At 58.6% G+C, this 19,063-nt stretch carries 19 protein-coding genes; 8 read left to right on the top strand and 11 right to left on the bottom strand.

Annotated elements, in window-relative coordinates:
• Window positions 1-63 precede the first annotated feature (63 nt).
• Window positions 64-1,962: a tannase/feruloyl esterase family alpha/beta hydrolase gene (locus tag D3871_RS16540; RefSeq protein ID WP_119770221.1), complete on the top strand. Its 1,899-nt coding sequence runs from the start codon at window positions 64-66 to the stop codon at window positions 1,960-1,962.
• A 277-nt stretch (window positions 1,963-2,239) separates the two neighbouring features.
• Window positions 2,240-2,554, top strand: coding sequence for a monooxygenase (locus D3871_RS16535; protein ID WP_119770220.1), 315 nt, complete (start codon window positions 2,240-2,242; stop codon window positions 2,552-2,554).
• A 175-nt stretch (window positions 2,555-2,729) separates the two neighbouring features.
• Here the strand turns inward: D3871_RS16535 and D3871_RS16530 are convergent, their stop codons facing one another.
• The 6 genes from D3871_RS16530 to paoA all read right to left on the bottom strand — a co-directional run bounded on the left by D3871_RS16530 (window position 2,730) and on the right by paoA (window position 8,931).
• Window positions 2,730-3,011 carry a hypothetical protein gene (locus tag D3871_RS16530; RefSeq protein ID WP_119770219.1) on the bottom strand — a complete coding sequence of 94 codons (282 nt, stop codon included), beginning with the start codon at window positions 3,009-3,011 and terminating at the stop codon, window positions 2,730-2,732.
• A 306-nt stretch (window positions 3,012-3,317) separates the two neighbouring features.
• Entirely contained in the window at window positions 3,318-4,166 is an 849-nt protein-coding gene (locus D3871_RS16525) for a carboxymuconolactone decarboxylase family protein (protein WP_199724824.1), read from the bottom strand.
• Window positions 4,167-4,210: 44 nt separating this feature from the next.
• Complete coding sequence (locus D3871_RS16520) at window positions 4,211-4,723, bottom strand: (R)-mandelonitrile lyase (RefSeq protein WP_119770218.1); 513 nt, start codon at window positions 4,721-4,723, stop codon at window positions 4,211-4,213.
• A gap of 330 nt (window positions 4,724-5,053) precedes the next feature.
• Window positions 5,054-7,321, bottom strand: coding sequence for an aldehyde oxidoreductase molybdenum-binding subunit PaoC (gene paoC / locus D3871_RS16515; protein WP_119770217.1), 2,268 nt, complete (start codon window positions 7,319-7,321; stop codon window positions 5,054-5,056).
• Between the two features lie 9 nt (window positions 7,322-7,330).
• Complete coding sequence (locus D3871_RS16510; RefSeq protein WP_119770216.1) at window positions 7,331-8,275, bottom strand: FAD binding domain-containing protein; 945 nt, start codon at window positions 8,273-8,275, stop codon at window positions 7,331-7,333.
• Window positions 8,272-8,931 carry an aldehyde dehydrogenase iron-sulfur subunit PaoA gene (gene paoA, locus D3871_RS16505; protein ID WP_119770215.1) on the bottom strand — a complete coding sequence of 220 codons (660 nt, stop codon included), beginning with the start codon at window positions 8,929-8,931 and terminating at the stop codon, window positions 8,272-8,274. The genes D3871_RS16510 and paoA overlap by 4 nt, the downstream gene beginning before the upstream one ends.
• Window positions 8,932-9,681: 750 nt before the next feature.
• Between paoA and D3871_RS16500 the strand changes: the two genes are divergently transcribed.
• On the top strand, window positions 9,682-10,071 hold the full coding sequence (locus D3871_RS16500) for a hypothetical protein (RefSeq protein ID WP_119770214.1): 390 nt from the start codon (window positions 9,682-9,684) through the stop codon (window positions 10,069-10,071).
• 95 nt (window positions 10,072-10,166) lie between these two features.
• Here D3871_RS16500 and D3871_RS16495 read toward each other — a convergent pair whose 3' ends face one another.
• Complete coding sequence (locus tag D3871_RS16495; RefSeq protein WP_119770213.1) at window positions 10,167-10,898, bottom strand: FadR/GntR family transcriptional regulator; 732 nt, start codon at window positions 10,896-10,898, stop codon at window positions 10,167-10,169.
• 95 nt (window positions 10,899-10,993) lie between these two features.
• Between D3871_RS16495 and lhpH the strand changes: the two genes are divergently transcribed.
• Complete coding sequence (lhpH, locus tag D3871_RS16490) at window positions 10,994-12,004, top strand: trans-3-hydroxy-L-proline dehydratase (RefSeq protein ID WP_119770212.1); 1,011 nt, start codon at window positions 10,994-10,996, stop codon at window positions 12,002-12,004.
• 9 nt (window positions 12,005-12,013) lie between these two features.
• On the top strand, window positions 12,014-12,928 hold the full coding sequence (locus tag D3871_RS16485) for a delta(1)-pyrroline-2-carboxylate reductase family protein (protein ID WP_119770211.1): 915 nt from the start codon (window positions 12,014-12,016) through the stop codon (window positions 12,926-12,928).
• Between the two features lie 33 nt (window positions 12,929-12,961).
• Here the strand turns inward: D3871_RS16485 and D3871_RS16480 are convergent, their stop codons facing one another.
• The 4 genes from D3871_RS16480 to D3871_RS16465 all read right to left on the bottom strand — a co-directional run bounded on the left by D3871_RS16480 (window position 12,962) and on the right by D3871_RS16465 (window position 16,145).
• Window positions 12,962-13,750, bottom strand: a complete 789-nt coding sequence (locus D3871_RS16480) for a DUF899 domain-containing protein (RefSeq protein ID WP_119770210.1) — start codon at window positions 13,748-13,750, stop codon at window positions 12,962-12,964.
• Between the two features lie 113 nt (window positions 13,751-13,863).
• Entirely contained in the window at window positions 13,864-14,550 is a 687-nt protein-coding gene (locus D3871_RS16475) for a Vgb family protein (RefSeq protein WP_119770209.1), read from the bottom strand.
• Between the two features lie 45 nt (window positions 14,551-14,595).
• A complete protein-coding gene (locus tag D3871_RS16470) occupies window positions 14,596-15,816 on the bottom strand; it encodes a helix-turn-helix domain-containing protein (protein WP_119770208.1) in 1,221 nt (406 codons plus the stop codon).
• Window positions 15,817-15,938: 122 nt separating this feature from the next.
• A complete protein-coding gene (locus D3871_RS16465) occupies window positions 15,939-16,145 on the bottom strand; it encodes a DUF6494 family protein (RefSeq protein ID WP_119770207.1) in 207 nt (68 codons plus the stop codon).
• A gap of 385 nt (window positions 16,146-16,530) precedes the next feature.
• Between D3871_RS16465 and D3871_RS16460 the strand changes: the two genes are divergently transcribed.
• From D3871_RS16460 to D3871_RS16450, 3 genes are all read left to right on the top strand, one after another.
• Window positions 16,531-17,937, top strand: a complete 1,407-nt coding sequence (locus D3871_RS16460) for a selenium-binding protein SBP56-related protein (RefSeq protein ID WP_119770206.1) — start codon at window positions 16,531-16,533, stop codon at window positions 17,935-17,937.
• A complete protein-coding gene (locus D3871_RS16455) occupies window positions 17,934-18,596 on the top strand; it encodes a hypothetical protein (protein WP_119770205.1) in 663 nt (220 codons plus the stop codon). Before D3871_RS16460 ends, D3871_RS16455 begins: the two co-directional genes overlap by 4 nt.
• 131 nt (window positions 18,597-18,727) lie before the next feature.
• Window positions 18,728-19,060 (top strand): GYD domain-containing protein, encoded by a 333-nt coding sequence (locus D3871_RS16450; protein WP_119770204.1) that lies wholly within the window; start codon window positions 18,728-18,730, stop codon window positions 19,058-19,060.
• The last annotated feature ends 3 nt before the right edge of the window (window positions 19,061-19,063 follow it).

Raw genomic sequence — 19,063 nt, 5'->3', positions numbered from 1 at the left:
AACGTCGGTCAGATTGCATTACGCAAGAGTAGTAAAAACCCAAAAATTACATTGGAGACGCTTATGAACTTGATTCACCATGACGTCAAGGCTTCCCATGTCGCTTCGGCGATTGCGACGCTTCTGTACGTCGCCAGCTTGTCTGGCTGCGGCAGCGACACCGCCACCACCAACACTTCACTTCCCGACCAAACCGCCGGGCAAACTACCTTAAGCTGTGACGATTCCATCAAGACTGGGTTTAAGCCCGATGCCAATACCACAGTGTTGCTAGTAAAGGCGTTTAAAAAAGGGGAACCTCTGCTGCTCACCGGCTCACCAACCGCGACGACGCCGACCGCCGCCAATGATCTGTGCCTGGTCAAGCTTAACGTTGGCCCAGGTAATCCCGGCCCGGCCGACGCGCCATCGACATCGCCGGGTATTGGCATCGAGGTCTGGCTTCCCGCGAAACAAAACTGGAATGGCCGTTTTCATGCGACTGGTAATGGTGGTTTTGGGGGATCTACAGAAGGTTCGATAACAGCACTGAGCGGAATCGGTGCCGCGAACGATGTACGGAGAGCTTCAGCGATTGCCGGGACTGAAGGAGCTGTAACGGCGTCCGAGAATATGGGCCACACCGATCCAACGGGTAGCGGTTCATGGGCGATGAATCCGGATGGAACGATTAATACTGTCCTCTGGAGAGATTTCTCCGAGCGCAGCGTGCATGAAATGGCCGTCAAGGCGAAAGCGCTAGCTACCGCCTACTATGGTTCTGCACCGAAGTATTCGTATTTCGATGGTGCCTCCACAGGCGGCCGCCAAGCGCTGAAAGCAGCTCAGGCCAATCCGGCTGACTTCGATGGCATTATTTCCGCCGTCCCCGCGATCAACTGGACGAAGTTTACGACTGCCGAACTCTATCCCCAGATCGTCTGGCAGCGCGATCTGGTTGACAAGGGAATTCCTATTCCCACGTATGAACAACAAGACTTGGTATCCAACGCAGCCATCAATGCCTGCGATGTGGTCGGTGAACAGCACCTTGGCTATATCCTTGATCAATCACAGTGCGGGTACGATCCTACCAAGGATGCGAAAGTTCTTTGTCCGGGTGTAGTAGGTAATGGCGGTGTGGTGGGGGCCAGTACGTCACCGTCCTGCGTCAATGTCGCTCAAGCCCAGGCTATCAACAAGATCTGGTATGGCCCGACGGCGGACGGTAATGTTCCGGCCCCGGCAATTGACAACGGCTGGAATGTGACCCTTAGCGGAGCACAAAAATGGTATGGCTTGCCGCGGGGGACCTCTCTATATCAAGCGTCCTTCACCAAAGCTACTGGTCTGCCGTTTGGTTTGGCAAATCCAAATGCGGCATTCAGTATTGGAACAGATATGGTTGCACTGGAACTGCAAAACTCCAAGATTGCAGGACCAGGCTTACGCAACGCGACGGGCAATGGCGTAAACGGTTGGAAATCACTGTCATACTCTCAGTTTTCCAATGCATTCGACCAAGGTGTCGTGCTGCAGCCGCAATTCGCCAATATCAACACCGATAATCCTGATCTGACAGCGTTCAAGAATCGTGGCGGAAAGATTCTTCACTACCACGGCGTCAATGATGAGCTGATTTTCTCGCAAGGTTCAGTCAACTATTACAACCGGGTGTTGAATCAGATGGGTGGGATGGCTAATGTCCAAAACTTCTATCGCTTTTTTCTGGTGCCTGGCAACGGTCATGGCTCTGTAAATGCTACTTCGAATGAAGCTGCTACCCCGCCTACGTTCGTACCCGGACAAATGTATAAGCTCATGACGGATTGGGTGGAAAAAGGCATTGTTCCCGACCGTATTAATCTCAATTCGCTACCAGGAAGTCCGACGCCGATCAGTCAGCCAATCTGCCCGTACCCGCAGAAGGCCACCTACAGGAGCGGCGATCCGAAACAGGCGGCAAGTTATACCTGTTCTTGATCGAACGACTTAAGTAAGGCCATAACGCCCTTGTGACATCACGAGGGCGTTTCCACTTTTGCCGTACAACGGTGCTTTGAGAGCCGGGATCGATTTGGCGAATCTTGGCAGCTACATCTTCCCGTCAAAGCCGCGGATCGCATCAAGAGAGGATAAATGCAATAAGGGGTTTATCCATGCATATATCTCATGTCAGGCATGAATTTTTACCGCTTGATGCGCGGATGGCTGTCTATAGACTAGGGTCATCGTTCACGCAGCACCACAGGAGATGCAGATGATTATTGTCTTTACTACGTTCACCTTGCCAAAGCCGATCACTCGCGAGGAAGCTCGCCGCATCTTCCTGAGCACTGCGCCAAAGTATCGAGGCGTACAAGGTTTGTTTAGTAAGCATTACGTGCTCTCCCAAGACGGGGCAACAGCAGGTGGCGTCTACCTTTGGAATTCGAGGTCAGAGGCGGAAGCCATGTACACGGAGTCATGGCGTTCATTCGTCCGAGAGAAGTACGGCACTGATCCAACCGTCACCTACTTCGACAGTCCCGTGGTGGTCGACAACGTGGCTCAGCAGGTCCTTACCGACGAGTAGGAAAGCACCGTCCTGCAGCGCCATGATGCTCAATCCTTCCATCGAGCGGATATGCTTCGGCGGGTTTTGCCCGCCTGCGCACGCCGCTCGGCGATACGCGCTGTGGGTGCAAATGGACAAACATGGCGCATCGCCCGACCGCTCTATTCCATAAAACTCGGAACAGGACTTCCCGTCAGTAGACCTGGATCGGTATGCCGTTATAGGCGGAGGTCGCCCCATCGGTGGCGCGCAATACGGCGTCGCCAATCAGAGCATCAAATTTTATTGGCCTGTCGGCGGTGTTAATCACCCAGCCCACGAGGTATCCCCGTTCATACGGCGGCACCGGGACTCGTTGCGCGGTCATCGAGGCCGAGGATGCTCCCGGACCGAGATTTCCACCGAGGACAGATGCCATTGCCTTGGCATCCAGTTCTTCGTTGCGGGGCAGGTCTTTGATGATGAGGGTTTTCATTGCAGTTCTCCTGAACGAACGTATCGGTCGCGCTATCTGGTTGTGCGCACCCGACCAGCGCTGCAGGGTCCGTGCCAGCCATCTCCGGTGATCGGCGAACAACCATTCAAGTGTTTGAAAAATATGAATCTGTAGGCTGCGCTGCGGCTGTTTCGAAGTAACGAGACGGGAGCCGCGAGTGACGGCTGGCATCCAACAGGCAGGTAGCTGTGTTGGATGGCGGGAAACACGTCCGACCCTTCTGCGACGACTATCTGTTAGCTCTCTTTAAGAGAGTCTGGATATCGCGCTTGCACATAGGACATCTTAAATCGCCTTTAGGAGATCCGGCGCGTGTGAGGAAATTGCCATGCCATTACTTGGCTGTTGCAGCGGGCGCTTATCGAACACACTCTTTGCCACTGGCAACGCCGAGAACACATTCGGCCAGCCCGCATAGAACGCCAGGTGCGTGAGCATCTCCGATGCCTGCGGCTGCGTCAGGCCATTGTCCATTGCTCGATTCAGGTGATACGGAACCTGTGCGACCTGCCCGGAGGCAATGAGCGCGCTTACCGTTATCAGGCTGCGGTCACGCGGTGCAAGACCGGGACGCAGCCACAAATCGCGGAACAAGACCTCGGCTGTGTACTGAACAACTCCTGGAGACACTGCACCGAAGTCTTGCTCGACTCGCGCTGCCCGTTGTGCCTCCGCAGCTTTATCAAGTGGGAGGGGCTTGTCTGTGGCGGGAGGCAGCTGGTCGGCCTTGATACTGCGCCCGGAGAAGACTTCTTGCGCATGACTCACGGCAGCCATCGCGTTTCCCCACCCGGCGTAGAAGGCGAGATGTGTGATGATCTCGGAGATTTCGCCAGGCTTGACGCCGTTATCGAGCGCCAGATTGAGGTGGTACTGCATCTCAGCCGGCTGGTTCCGCGCGATGAGGGCTGCCATCGTGACGACACTGCGGTCTCGCGGCGACAAATCGAGACGCCTCCATACTTCGCCAAAAAGTCGGCCTTGCCCGTACTTTTCTAGAGCCGGTGCGACCGCCCGGACATCATCCAGCGATTGCATGGTAGTTATCCCCTTTCCTGAAGCTGACGCCTGTCCATGCACCGAGGCCGTAGCCATGAGCATGATTAACGTGGCGGTTGCAGTAAAAGCGTTCATATCCGTAACCTTTCAATGTCCTGGCCTGACTTTGACTATCCGTCTCATTTGCGGTATTGCTCGTCGCTGACTTTCTCCATCCATTCAACGTTCTTGCCGTTGAGCGTTCCCGTGAGTGCGATATGTGACATTGCCGTTGTAGGCGCGGCACCATGCCAGTGTTTGACACCGGGCGGACACCAGATCACGTCGCCGGCACGGATCTCCGCCACCGACCCACCCCATTCCTGGGTCCAGCCCACGCCTGAGGTCACAACCAGATATTGGCCAGCAGGATGCGTATGCCATGCGGACCGGGCGCCGGGCTCGAAGGTCACCATCGCACCAGAGTAAGGAGCAGGATCTTTCGCCGCAAACATAGGATCGACACGGACGCTGCCAGTGAAGTACTCAGGCGGGCCTTTGACGGAGGCCTGAGATCCAGGCCGGGTGATCACCTGCGGCTGCCTGGCATTTTCAGGTCGGGGTGTTTCATTTGCAGAACTGGCTGCGCCCGCATATAAACCCGATGAGGCAAGCAGGATGAGCGGCAATACCCGGATGCTGAGATGCGTCATGTCTTTCTCCTAGTAGATTGTTGAAGTTAAAACGATGTGTCCTGTCATGGTCACGCAACGGTTCCGATGTCGCGCGGTTTCAATACACGGAATTTCAGTACATGACCTTGGGTAGAAATTGCTGCGCTTCTATTCCTACTGCGTCACGAACGTGCTCCCCCTTGCAGGGGCGCCCGGCGTAGGGGGAGGGAAATGGACAGTGATGTTTTGTGACGCAGTAGAACTATGCAGTATTCCAGCTGGCCTGAACGGGTTCGTCATGCGTGAAGTCAAAGTGCTGCAGCAGGCGCTCGCGCCGCCGCTGGCTTCGGCTGTGCTGAAAAATCCAGTTCAGACTGGCGGCGGCATTTTCTCGATCAGTTTGTCAAGCGTGATTGGGTAATCGCGCACCCGCACCCCCGTGGCGTTGTAGACCGCGTTCGCCACGGCTGCCGCGATACCGCACATGCCGAGTTCTCCGACGCCTTTTGCCTTCATCGGAGATGAAACGGGATCGGTCTCATCGAGGAAAATCACCTCCTGATGGGGAATGTCGGCGTGCACGGGAACCTCATATCCGGCGAGGTCATGATTGACGAAGAAGCCATACCGGGTATCCACCGCCAGATGTTCCATCAGTGCGGCTCCCACACCCATGGTCATGGCACCAATCACCTGGCTGCGCGCTGTCTTGGGATTGAGGATGCGTCCTGCCGCACAGACTGCGAGCATGCGCCGCACGCGGATCTCTCCGGTCACAGCATCGACACCGACCTCGACGAAGTGCGCACCGAAGGTCGATTGCTGGTATTGCGCGTTCAGCTTGTCAAATTCGATCACATCCTCCGCAACGAGACCCCGGCCACCAGCCAGGTCGGCCAGCGCAATGCTGCGCGACCCCGACCGGATGTGGCCATCTGAGAAGACGGCGTCGGTGGCGCTGAGTCCTGCCTTCTGTGCGACCGCTTCGCGCAGTTTCATGCAAGCCGCATAAACGCCGGAGGTTGAGCTGTTGCCACCCCATTGTCCGCCCGAGCCGCATGACACCGGAAAGCTCGAATCACCCAATCGCACTCTTACCTTGTTCAACGGTACGCCCAACATCTCGGCCGCCGTCTGCGCAATGATGGTATAGCTGCCGGTCCCGATATCCGTCATGTCGGTTTCAACGGTCACGGCGCCCTGATTGTCCAATCGCACCCTTGCCGCCGACTTAGTCACGAGATTGTCGCGGAAGGCCGATGCCACTCCCATTCCGATGAACCATCGCCCATCGCGCACCTGACCCGGTTTCGGATTGCGCCTGTCCCAGCCAAAGCGTTGCGCGCCGATCTGGAAGCACTGCACCAGTTGCCGCTTCGAGAACGGCGGATGCGGATTGGGTTTTTCCGTCTGCTCCGCTTTCTTGGACTGCGGGTCGCTTGATCCAGGTGTGGCCGGGAAATCCGGAACCACTTGCGTATCGTTCCTGATGCGAAAATCAATGGGGTCCATCGCCAGTTTTTCGGCCATCTCGTCCATCGCAATTTCCAATACTGCAAGGCCGGGGGCCTCGTTTGGCGCACGCATTGCATTCGCTTCGGGAAGGTCGAGCACTGCAAGCCGGTTCGATGTCATGCGGTTGGCTCCTGCATAGAGCGCCCGCGTCTGCACGGCGCCAGCCTCAAGACCGCCGCCCGGCAGGTTGCCGGACCAGCTTTCATGTCCGATGGCAGTAATCTTTCCATCCCTGGTGGCGCCGATCCGCACGCGCTGGATCGTCGCCGAGCGGTGAACCGTATTGTTTGGAATCAGGGCACGCTGTAATGCGACTTTGACGGGACGCCGGGCGGCGCGGGCTGCGAGCGCCGCCATCAAAGCATCGGAGCGCAGGAAGAGTTTCGCGCCGAAGCCGCCACCGACGTAGGGTGAGAGGACACGGATCTTTTCCTTCGATATTCCCAGCGTCTTAGCCATGTCGCTCACGGCCCAGGCGATCATCTGATTGGAGGTCCACAAGGTCAGCTCGCCGCCGTCCCAAGCAGCAACTGTTGCATGCGGCTCCAGCATAGAGTGGGATTCGTGCGCAGTCGAATACATCGCATCCAGCTGTACAGCCGCTGGAGCGAAGGAACCCATGAAGTTGCCAACCGACGTTTCTCCAGCGGCGTTAAAGACGTCCGCCGGGGTCGCCTTGCCCTTTACCGCAGTCAGGTCATACGTGCCCTTTGAACGTACGTAGTCCACGCGTACAAGCTCGGCCGCTGCGCGTGCCTGCTCAAAGGTCTCGGCAACAACTACTGCAATGGCCTGGTGGTAGTGTTGAATGTCAGGTCCACCCAATAACCGGGCGGTATTCAAATCGCCTTTCACAAGCTTTCCGGCATTTTGCGCGTTGACGATAGTAATGACGCCCGGAGATGTTTTTGCGGCCGTCAGGTCCATTGAAAGAATACGGCCTTTCGCGATCGCCGAGCCCAGCACATACCCGTATGCCTGATTCGGCACCACGTCGTATCGGTCATAGGCATAGGGGGCTGTTCCGGTCGTCTTGGGCGGGCCATCGATGCGATCAACAGGCTGTCCGATGACTTTGAGCTGGTCGATCGGATTATTACCGGCAGGAGTGTCGAATTTCATGGCTCAAACCTATGCTTTGTTAAGGATGGACGCGAGCGTGCGCTCTACCAGGGGAACCTTGAATGCGTTGTTGTGCGTCGTGCGTGCGTCGGCGAGAAGCCGGCTTGTGACGGCCCTTGCTCCACGCGGCATGTCATGTTCGGCGCCTTCCACCCGCCATGGCTTGTGTGCAACGCCCCCGAGCGCGACCCTCCCGGTGCCATCCTGCTGAACGATGGCCGCCACCGACACCAGCGCAAAAGCATAGGAAGCGCGGTCACGTACCTTCCGGTACACCTGCGTGCCGCCCACTGGCTGGGGCAGCGTGACGGCAGTGATCAATTCACCCGGCTCAAGTGCATTCTCAATATGCGGCGTATTGCGAGGCAGGCGGTGAAAGTCGGCAATCGGAATGGTGCGCGTTGATCCGTTAGGGCGCATCGTCTCGACGGCCGCATCGAGCACACGCATCGCCACTGCCATATCGCTTGGGTGCGTGGCAATGCAAGCATCGCTTGTACCGACGATGGCGTGATGCCGGCTATATCCGCCAATTGCCCCGCAGCCAGTGCCGGGCTGGCGTTTGTTGCATGGCTGATTGGTGTCGTAGAAATAAGGGCACCGGGTACGCTGAAGCAGGTTTCCAGCCGTTGTGGCCTGATTGCGCAACTGACCCGATGCGCCGGAAAGCAGCGCACGTGACAACACAGCGTAGTCGCGCCGCACGCGCTCATCTGCAGCCAGATCGGTATTGCGCACCAGCGCACCGATCCGCAATCCGCCCTCCATGGTTTGCTCGATCTTGTCCAGGCCAAGGTCATTCACATCGATCAAATGCGATGGCGTTTCGATTTGCAGCTTCATCAGGTCGAGCAGGTTGGTACCGCCGGCAATAAACCTTGCCCCTGTGGTCCGGGCCGCTGCCGCCGCCGCTTCGGCGGGCGAGGCAGCTCTCTCATAGGTAAAAGGCTTCATGCTTTCACCCCCGCGACCTCAGCGATCGCCTCCTGAATATTCGAATAAGCACCGCACCGGCAGATGTTGCCGCTCATCCGCTCACGAAACTCTTCGGTCGTCGCTGCAGGCGGCTGGGTCAGATCGGTGGTGGCATGACTAGGGATTCCGGCTTTGACTTCATCAAGCATGGCAACGGCAGAGCAGATCTGGCCAGGCGTACAGAAGCCGCATTGGTAGCCGTCGTGCTTGATGAAGGCCGCCTGCATGGGATGCAGATTCACCGGCGTCCCCAAGCCCTCGATCGTCGTGATGTCATGTCCTTGCTGCATCACGGCCAGCGCGAGGCAAGAGGTGATGCGGCGCCCGTCGACAATGACGGTGCAGGCGCCGCACTGGCCCTGGTCGCATCCTTTCTTGCTGCCGGTCAGATGCAGGCATTCACGTAGTGCATCGAGAAGCGTGATGCGCGGATCGATCATCAACTGGTGTTCGGTACCGTTGACACGCAGTAGAACGTTCATGGTTGCTGGCGTCGTCGCCTGCGGCGGCTGTGCCGGTTGCGCGACAGGTGCAGCTCCTGCCTCGGGGGCCAGCCGTCCTACGATCGCGGCGCCGCTGGTCGCCACTGCAGTGGCTTTGAGTAAATTCCACCGTGACGGATTGAATTCGGTCATTGTGTTGCTCCTAAGATCGTCGAGAAAACAGGCCCTGTGATGAGCCGTGATTCACACCGTATCGCACCGATAACAAGTCAGCTTAGCCATCCTCACATCAAAGGCAAGTTGCCTGTTACGGCTTTATTGCCGCACTGAATCGATAGATGCAAGTACCATCATCTGCGCGCTCTGAGCCTGTCGCCTATCAGCGTTGCGGCAACGGAAATATGGATGAGTACATGGCGTCGGTCGAAACGCCCCGCAATGATTGCGATGAGCAAGCTCGTTACTACCGTAAAGAGGCCGGAAACCGAAATGGCCTGACCGGACGCTACAAAACTACTTTGTATAGATGTTGGAAGGCCCGGCACATATCTGACCGTTTTATGCAAACTGGAGCTTATGTGACGACTAAAAGCTTGCTCCGTTATTTGGCAACAACTCGGAATTTCCAACGCTCTCAATCGTTACCGTGTCCGCTTTCCGGAAAAGTCGAGGCTCGATGAGGCATACGCCGGCCAATTGCTGTCAGTTACTGGTATTCCATAAAGCGGGCCATTCCTGCAAGCCAGATATGCTATAAATGTGACGCTTCTCTGGCCCTGTTACATTGCGTGGTTTGTCGGTTCTGTTAAACCTGTGGATGGATACAGGCAATCGGCGGAAAGCGAATAGGAATGCGGGTTATGAGCCTGCAGGGTGTTCGTGTTAAACGACGCGTCTCACCGTCATCATCTGGGCTTCATGCTCATCACGTAGGAACAAACCATGACAACCTCGAAGCACGTGCTAATTGTTGGCCTGCAGCCTCAGTTGATTGACTTCTCCGCTCCTGACTTCGCAGCCTTCCCTGGCTTGAACGCGGACAAGGTCTTGGAAGGGCTAAACACCGGAGTAAGGAGCCTTGCCGCACTAGGGTATGACGCTTCGCTTTGCCTTACTGACTTTGGCGATACAGCAGAGGACGTGCTACGGAACGAGCTGAAGGCCAAGAAATACGACTGCGTCATGGTTGGTGCGGGAGTTAGGACAGTTGACACGCACTTTCTTCTCTTTGAGAAGATCATCAATATCATTCATGAGTACGCACCTGACGCGCGGATTTGCTTCAACACCAAGCCAAGCGACACTGCAGATGCCGTGAAGCGGTGGGTATAGAAGGGCTCGGCTTAATTCAGGCGTTAAACGTCCGCTTTTAGGAAAGTCCAAAGGCTATAACGGGTCGATATCACCAGGCAGCGAGTGGAAGACTCCTAGCCAAAAGTGAGCATGTCCTTTTGAACTCGTTCCAGATGTTGCCGAACATAAAAGCCGGCCGCTTCCTGGTTGCCGGTTGCAATGGCTTCATAAATCAACCGGTGTTCATACACATACAGACGGGCGCGAGCGGGATCATGAATGCCAGTATCGCGTAGCTGCCGCCATAACGGCTCGTCCACGGCAGTCGCGATCACGTTGGCAATACCAATCATGACGGGGTTTGCAGTCATCAACGCAATTCGCTCATGGAATTGCCGATCGTGCTCATTCCATTCGTGCCGTTGTCTCGGATCAGCCAAGTTGCTGACTGATTCCATCAAGTCTAAAAGCCGCTCCAGCTCCGCATCACGTTTCCCAATCGCCGCGGCAAATTGAGCAATCAACGGCTCGATCGCTAATCTAGCCGCCAAGGTCGACAAAGGGCTGGTGTCTGGGCTTACAACTGCCTTTGTCTGCCGGATCACCTCCATTGCTTCTTGCAAGACATACGATCCGGAATTTCGCTTGGTCTGGATGACGCCTTGATTCACCAGTTCCGCCATTGCTTCACGCACAGCGGCGCGTCCTACGCCCAACGACGATGCCAATTGGCGCTCAGCCGGAAGGCGCGTTCCAGGCGGGTACGTCCCATCAAGAATCAGGTTTTTCAGTCGCTCAGCTACCAATTCGTATAGCTGAGGGGCCTTTAGGGAAGCAGAAAGTTTGTGGCCGCTATCAATAAACATATTATATTTGGCTCTATATAAATACCAATCTGGTTATACTAAAACCAAATGCGTCGGGGTGCAAACCCCTCCACATATTCAATGACAAGTGAACAATGCTCAATTTTCTTCGTACGATCCAAACCATTGACGCACATACCGGCGGCGAGCCGTTGCGCATTCTCACATCCGGCATGCCGCCGATACCCGGGAAGAACATCCTGGAAAAACGCGCATGGCTCAAGGAAAACCGGGATGACCTCCGGCAGTTCCTGATGAACGAACCACGCGGCCACGCGGATATGTATGGCGCGTACTTGCTCCCGCCTACGACGCCTGATGCGGACTTCGGTGTGATTTTCATTCACAACGAGGGGTATAGCGACATGTGCGGTCACGGCATCATCGCACTGGGCAAAGTGCTGGTCGAAATGGGTTATGTCGAACGACAGAGCCCGACCACGCGTATCGGTTTCGACTCGCCGGCTGGCTTCATCGAGGCTCACGTCGAATGGGATGGAGTACGCGCCGGTGCGGTCACGTTCAGGAACGTTCCTGCCTTCATCCTCATGCGGGATGTTGAAGTTGACACACCATCGTTTGGGCGTATCGTCGGCGACATTGTCTTCGGCGGGGCGTTCTATTACTACATCAATGGCAAACAGGCTGGCCTTGAAATCCGGCCCGATCTGGTCCGCTCACTGATCCAGCTTGGCGCTGAAACGAAAGCGGCCGTGAAAGCCAAGGTCAAGATCCAGCATCCACTGGAACCAGGCCTGAACGAGCTGTATGGGACCATCATCGACGGCGCGCCAAATCGGGCTGGCGTTGACCAGTCGAATGTCTGTATCTTCGCTGATCGGGAGGTTGACCGCTCTCCTACCGGAACAGGCACGTCGGGACGCGCCGCACAGCTTTATTTGCGCGGCGCACTTCCGCTTGATCAGGCCTACGTCAACGGCAGTATCGTCGGCAGTAGCTTCACGGTCCGCGTGACCGAATCTGCACGGGTCGGCGAGCTTGACGCAGCCATCACAGAAGTCACGGGCACCGCGCACATCAGCGGTTTCAATCAGTGGGTGTTGGAGGACTCCGACCCGTTCCCCACTGGTTTCTTCTTTCGATAATGACGTCTCATGCAAATTTTCAATCGAGACCAGACGGTCCAGGCACTTCCTTATTCCAAACTCGTTCCCGCTGTTGCCGAAGCAGCCAAGGAACTGGCCGCCGGCACTATTGTTGCGCCGGAACGCCAAGTAGTGACCATTGACGCCGCCAGCGTGCTGTTATGCATGCCCGCAATCGGCAGTGACGTCAGTGCCACCAAGCTGATCACCGTTCACGGCAACAACGCCCAACACCAACTGCCAGCAATTCAAGGTGAAGTCGTGGTCTTTGATACGGCGACAGGCCGCAGGCTTGCCCTGCTGGACGGCCCCACGGTCACTGCCCGCAGGACTGCTGCCATGACGCTCCTGGGTATTGAAACGCTGGCTCGCCAAAAGCCTGCCTCAGCGCTCATCATTGGCACCGGGACGCAAGCCGCCGCCCATGCTGATGCACTCGTCGAGTATTTCGGTGTGTCGAAGTTCTGGATTGCCGGCTTTACCCACGCAGGTGCCGAATCGTTTGCATCTGCTCTGGGACAACGGCATGGGGGATTGAATGTGCAGGCGTTTGCCGCCGAATCGCTCAAGCAGGAGGTCCCAGAAACCGACGTAATCATCGCGCTGACGACCTCGACTGTTCCGGTGATTCCGGCAAAGATCCCACCCAGTACACTTGCCATTGGAGTAGGTGCATTCAAGCCGAATATGGCGGAGTTTCCGCCTGAGCTGCTGCATGCCCGGCAAATTATTGTCGACGACTTGGATGGTGCGAAGCATGAGGCCGGCGACCTGATTCAGGCAAACGTCGATTGGACTGGTGTCGTCCAATTGGGCGACCTCCTTTCAGGCAAAGTGCCACATCCAACGGCTATTCCTGTTTTCAAGACGGTCGGCCAGGCAGCATGGGATCTGGCTGCGGCCAGGGTGGCAATCAGGAGCTAAGCCGGAGCGCCCTCTGAATGAGGGTGTCGTCCTTCAGGCGCGCGCATGGCAGCACGAGCTGGCCGCAGGCGCCGGCTTCGCGACCGGTACCGGCTCGTAGCGATCGTGGTGCCGCACCCAATCCATGGTGTCGACCGAATTGTGTTCATCACGGCCCTTGGGTGTGAGATCGAGCAGGTTATACGTGCCCATCATCACCTCCACGCCGCGTCCATAGGTCGAGTAGGTGTGAAAGATTTCGCCAGCGTAGTCCTTGTAGAAAATGCTGATGCCAGGCGCTTCTTCCATCGGGAACGACTGCATGACGTAGTTGTAGGGGACCTCGCCCTTGGCTTGTTCTTCCGGCGTGAAGCTGACGCCGAAATCGTGGTTGAAGTCGCTGCCATGCGAGGACACCCACTTGAATTGCCAGCCCATGCGCTGGCGAAAGCGCTCGATCTCGGCCAGCGGCGCGCGCGAGACGACCAGTAGCGTGACGTCGCGATGCGCCAGGTGCACGTTCATGCCGTCGATGTGGTCGGCCATGAAGGAGCAGCTCTTGCAACCTTGCTCCCACCCCGGGCCGAACATGAAGTGCTGCACCAGCAGCTGGCGTCGCCCTTCGAACAGGTCGGCGAGCGTGCGCCGGCCTTCGAGCCCGTCGAAGACATAGTTCTTATCAATGTGTACCCATGGCAAAGCGCGACGCTCGCGGGCGATCTGGTCGTGCAGGCGCGTCAGTTCCTTTTCGTGCGCCAGCAGCGTCTTGCGCTCGGCAATCCATCTGTCCCTGGACACGACGGGATGGTTCATGGTGCTCACTTCGTCAATGGGGGTGTTCATGGACTGCTCCTTGGCTCGAAGAGCCGTTTGCGTTTCATCGTTTCGTCAATGCGCCGCTCCAACCATTCTGGTGGCGGGTGCGCTCGTCTTCGGTCGGCTGACAGAAGCGGGTCCTAAGGTGCTGAGTCCGATGCGCCTTTCGGACGCCGCACGGCGCGGACCTTTCCGCTCTCTCCGCCGCCGCAATAAAAGAGATCGGCTCCGTCGGATTCGAGCCCGCTGACCCCGGTACCGCGCGGCAGCTCGAGCCGCTCGAGCACGGCGCCGCTCTGCGGGTCGATTCGGCGGATGTCGCTGTCATCTCCTTCCCAGGTTCCGTGCCACAGCTCGCCGTCGACCCAGGTCACGCCGGTGACGAAGCGGTTGGACTCGATGGTGCGCCTGATGGCGCCGGTCGCCGGGTCGATCTGGTGGATCTTGCGATCCCGGTACTGGCCTACCCACAGACTACCTTCTGCCCAGGTAAGCCCCGAGTCGAGCCCGTGGCCGGGCGCCGGGATCGATGCCACCACGTCGCCGGTGGCGGGATCGATCTTGTCGATGCGTGCCTCGGCAATCTGATAGAGGTACTTGCCGTCGAAGGCGGTGCCGGCATCGCAGGCGCGGTCGAGCGTGCGCCTGGACTCGCCGCTCTCGGGATCGAAGGCAATCAATCTGGTTCCGGTGGCGGCCCAGACATGCTGGCCATCGTAGGTAACGCCGTGTACGCGGTCGGCGCCGGCGAAAGGACCATACTCGCGTACGATCTCGGCTGCACACGCCGTGGCCCGGGGTGTGTCTTTGCTTGTCTTGCTGGTCATTGATGGCTCCTTGTGGCGCGCCTGGGTAGGCGCCGTAAGACAACTCTACACAATCGACAGCGCAGCCGGGAGTAACAAGATCGTCGTGAATTCTGCCAGCGGTGGCGACAGCCAGCGACGCGCCCGCGCCCGCCCGATTGAGCGCACCCGTCCGACGGCCTCAAGCTCGGCGAGTGCGCGCTGGACGGTACGCTGGCTCGCCCCCAAGGCGAGTGCCAGGGCAGAGGTCGACCACGGCGCGCCATCGGAGAGCAATGCCACCAGCGATGCCTGATCGCCGTCGATGGGGGGCGCCAGCACGACGACGGCGCGTTCACCGCGCGGCCGGAGAACGAAGCCTCGTGCGGTGGCTTCGATATGTGCCAGCGCCGTGACGAGCGCGCGCAGACGGCCGATCTCGACCCTTAGGCGCGCCCGATGTGACTCGTTGGGGCGTCGTATTCGGAATGCGCATGCGATCAGGGCTTCCCGGTCGGCATCGCCAGGCCATGCCTCGGCGAGCGCGCGCGCCAACGCGAACAGCACCGGCCGGCGCGCCAGCGGCTGCCACGCGGTGCCGACGCCCAGCCGGTGACGACAGGCGTCGACCACCAGCGCCTCCGAGGCCAGGAGCGCCGAGACCTCGTCGAGGCGCAGCGCTTGTTCGCCGGCGGCGTCGAGGCGTCGGGCGGCAGGGCGCTCCAGAGCAGCCCGCGCTTCCGCCACTTCGGCCAGGAGCGCTGGAACGCGTGCGCGATCGGCCGCTTCGTGCGCACGTGCGAGCGCCGTCCGCGCCGCGCCAATGTGCAGCGAGCGTAGCGCAAGCTCGGCCGCGGTCAGCTCGGCCACCGCCACCAGCGACGGGGGCAGGTCACGCGCATCAAGCCGCGCTAGTGCGGCCGCAGCCTCGTCGAGGCGGCCGAGCAGCAAGAGCCGGCGCGCTGCAATGAGCCGCGCGTGCAGCGCGTTGGCGCGATCGGCATGCGCCTCAAGCGTTGCCGAGGCTGCCGCCAGCGAGCGCGGCGAGCCGCCGAGGTCGCGCATGGCCAGCGCCACCTCGGCCTCCGCAACGACGCAGCGAGCGCGCGCCAGTTCCTCGTGGGTGCCGAAGCCACGGGCAGCGCGCCGAAGGAGTTCGCGGGCGCGCGGGTGCTCACCGAGCTGTGCCATGGCGATGCCGCGCAAGGCCAGTGCCGGCGGGTCGTCGCGCAGGGCGACCCGCTTCAGGGCGCCGAGCGCGTCGCCGGTGGCAAGTGCGCGTGCGGAGGCGGCAATTAGGGAGTCCATGACGACAGCTTACACGGTCGCGCAGTTGCAGTTCCGCGCTTGCAACTCTCCAGGTACGGACCTGCGCGGCCAAGAGCAGCCGCTTGGACCTGAGTAAGACTCTTCCAGTCCGAAAACGTCGGCTACTCCAGTGCGATTTTCCCCTCGAACTTTACGTTCAGGTGGATACCGGGAATGTCGAGGGTCATCGTTGCCGGCAAGGTCTCGGCCCCATTAATTGCCTTTTCAGCCAGTGCGCGTGCGACCGCCTTTTCAATTTCCCCTTGAGAACTCACACCCACCATCTTCAAGAACTTGCGCAAGCTCAGATTGAATGTCTCGTCGTTCATGGTTCGCTCCTTCTTTGTTGGAATGGTCTTTTTACAGTACACGCTTGTCGAAATCCAATTGACAGTTGGATCAACGATTTCTCAAATCTTGGGAAGAAAACCGGAACAGCCGCTTCACCCAGGCAGGAAATCATCGCCTCCTGCAAGTTGCTTCAGTTTTCTTTCGGCCAGTCATGCATTGCTTTCATGCCGGTGCGCAGCACAAGATCGTAACGCAGGAAAACGTTGCGGAAGAACCAGGGATCGTGCCCCGTACGGAGCACGTTATCCAAGTCACGCCTTGCTTGACATCGGAGGGTGCAACGTACAGGATGAAAATTGGCGCGAACGGTGATGCAAGGCTGAATTGTCAGGAGTCATCACTGCGCCGAGAAGGAGGGCAGCCATGCTGGAAACATTGCGTCCCGATCCCAGCTTCTATCCATCGCCAAAGCTGGCAATGGAGGCTGAAGCCGAGCATCTTTCCTACACTGCGTTGTTGTCGCCGGATCGGTCCCGGCCCGACGCGCTTGCGGTGGTGGATGTCGATCCCGCATCGAAAACCTATGGTTCCGTTCTGCACCGGCTAGACATGCCGCATGCCGGAGACGAGTTTCATCATTTCGGCTGGAATGCCTGCAGTTCCGCACTGTCGCCTCTCTCCGCACATGCAGAGCTTCGACGGCGGTATCTGATCATTCCCGGCATTCGCTCGTCGCGCATCTACATCGTCGATACCCATCCCGATCCGGCCGCGCCGAAACTCGTCAAGACGATAGAGCCGGAAGAGGTCATGCGCAAGACCGGCTACTCCCGTCCCCATACCGTGCATTGCGGCCCCGAAGGCGTCTACCTTAGTACCTTGGGGGGCGCCGGCGAGAGCGGCACCGAGGGGCCGCCCGGAATCTTCATTCTCGATTGCCAGAGCTTCGAGATCCTCGGTCGATGGGAGATCGATCGCGGCCCGCAGAAACTGCATTACGATTTCTGGTGGAATCTTCCCCGTGACTACATGGTGTCCAGTGAATGGGGACTGCCGCCGCAATTCGAAAACGGCATCGTGCCTGAGGACCTGCTCGGCAACAAGTATGGCCACGCTCTGCATTTTTGGGACTTGCGTGATCGCCGCCATGTGCAGACCATCGACCTCGGCGCCAATCACCAGATGGCGCTCGAGATTCGCCCGGCGCATGATCCTGTCCGAGAGTACGGTTTCGTCGGCGTGGTGATCGATACCACTAATCTGGAAGCATCGATCTGGACCTGGTACCGCGAGAACGGTAAGTTTCATGCCAGGAAGACGGCAACGATTCCGCCCGAACCTGCGGACGCGGACAAGCTTCCGCCGCTGCTCAAGGGTTTTGGCGCGGTGCCTCCGTTGATCAGCGACATCGATCTTTCGCTTGACGACCGCTATCTTTACGTCGCCTGCTGGGGCACCGGCGAACTTCGGCAATACGATGTGAGCGATCCGATGAAGCCGCTGCTGGCCGGCAGCGTTCGGGTCGGCGGCATCGCGCACAACACGCCTCATCCGTGCGGCAAGGCGTTCGACGGCGGCCCGCAGATGACCGAGATCAGTCGGGATGGCAAGCGAGTCTATTTCACCAATTCGCTATACAGCACCTGGGATACGCAGTTCTATCCCAATGGCGTCCGGGGCGCGCAGGCGATGTGCAAGGTGAATCCGGACGGCGGGATCACCCTGGATCCGGATTTCTATGTCGACTTCGGGCCGGACTACGCCGCCCACCAGATCCGGTTGCAGGGGGGCGACTGCTCAACCGATTCATTCTGTTACCCCTCTGCTTGAATGCCAGCGCGTCACTGTGGTCGACGATAGTCGCAATCGGCCTGTATCACGGCATCAACCCGGCGATGGGATGGCCGATAGCCGTGGCGAACGGCATGACCGTACGCCGGGCAAGCGCGGTGTTTTCCACCTTGCTGCCGCTGGGTGTCGGCCATTTGATGGCAATGATGGTTGTGCTGGTGCCGTTTGCGTGGCTGGGCTGGTTCATGGAATGGAGCCGGGAGATCCGAATATCCGCCGGTGTCCTGGTGTTGATGTTCGGCGTACGCATGCTCATCGCGCGCGGTCATCCGCGCTTTCTGGCGCGGATCAAACCGACACAGCTCGCATGGTGGTCATTTCTGATGGCCACGGCCCATGGGGCGGGCCTGATGCTGCTGCCGGCCATGCTCGGCCTGTGCGTCTCGGAAACGGCAGAAACGGCGATGAGCGGACATGCCACGGTCATGAGCTATCTCGTCCGCTCCAGTACCCTTGTTGCAGTTCTCGTAGCGGCTGTCCATACGCTGGCCATGCTGCTCGCGGGAACGGCGATGGCATGGATGACCTATCGCTATCTCGGTCTGGGCTTTCTTCGGCGCGCCTGGCTCAACCTCGATCAGGTATGGGCTGCCAGCCTGATTGCCGCAGGTGCCGCAGGCATCGCCTTTGCGCTGTAGGCTGCCGGCGGCCTCCTTGTCGTCTCTGGATGATCATTGGACGCATCAGGTAGAACGTTTCATGGCATCGCCTGTGCTTGACAATGAAAAGACTCTGCACCAACACTGAATGATAAGGAAAGGAGGGCACCATGTCCTTGTATCTCACCCGCTTCAGTTACACAGCAGAAACTTGGAGCGCTATGATCGAGCGTCCGGAAGACCGACGGGATATGGCGCGCGTGATCATCGAGTCGGTCGGCGGCAGGCTACACGGCTTCTGGTACGCCTTTGGCCAGTACGATGGCTATACGCTCTGGGAAGCGCCTGACAATGTCAGGATGGCGTCCGTCGCCCTTGCCCTTTCCTCGCGCGGCGCGATCAAGTCGCAGGAAACCGTTGTGCTTCTGACCGTCGAGGAAACCCTTGCAGCCCTGAAAGGAGCAGCACACGTGCCCTATCGTCGCCCGGGTAGCAGCCATTAGAGC

Source organism: Noviherbaspirillum saxi (genome assembly GCF_003591035.1).
GTDB classification, from domain to species: domain Bacteria; phylum Pseudomonadota; class Gammaproteobacteria; order Burkholderiales; family Burkholderiaceae_D; genus Noviherbaspirillum; species Noviherbaspirillum saxi.
This window is presented reverse-complemented; position numbering and strand designations above follow the sequence as displayed.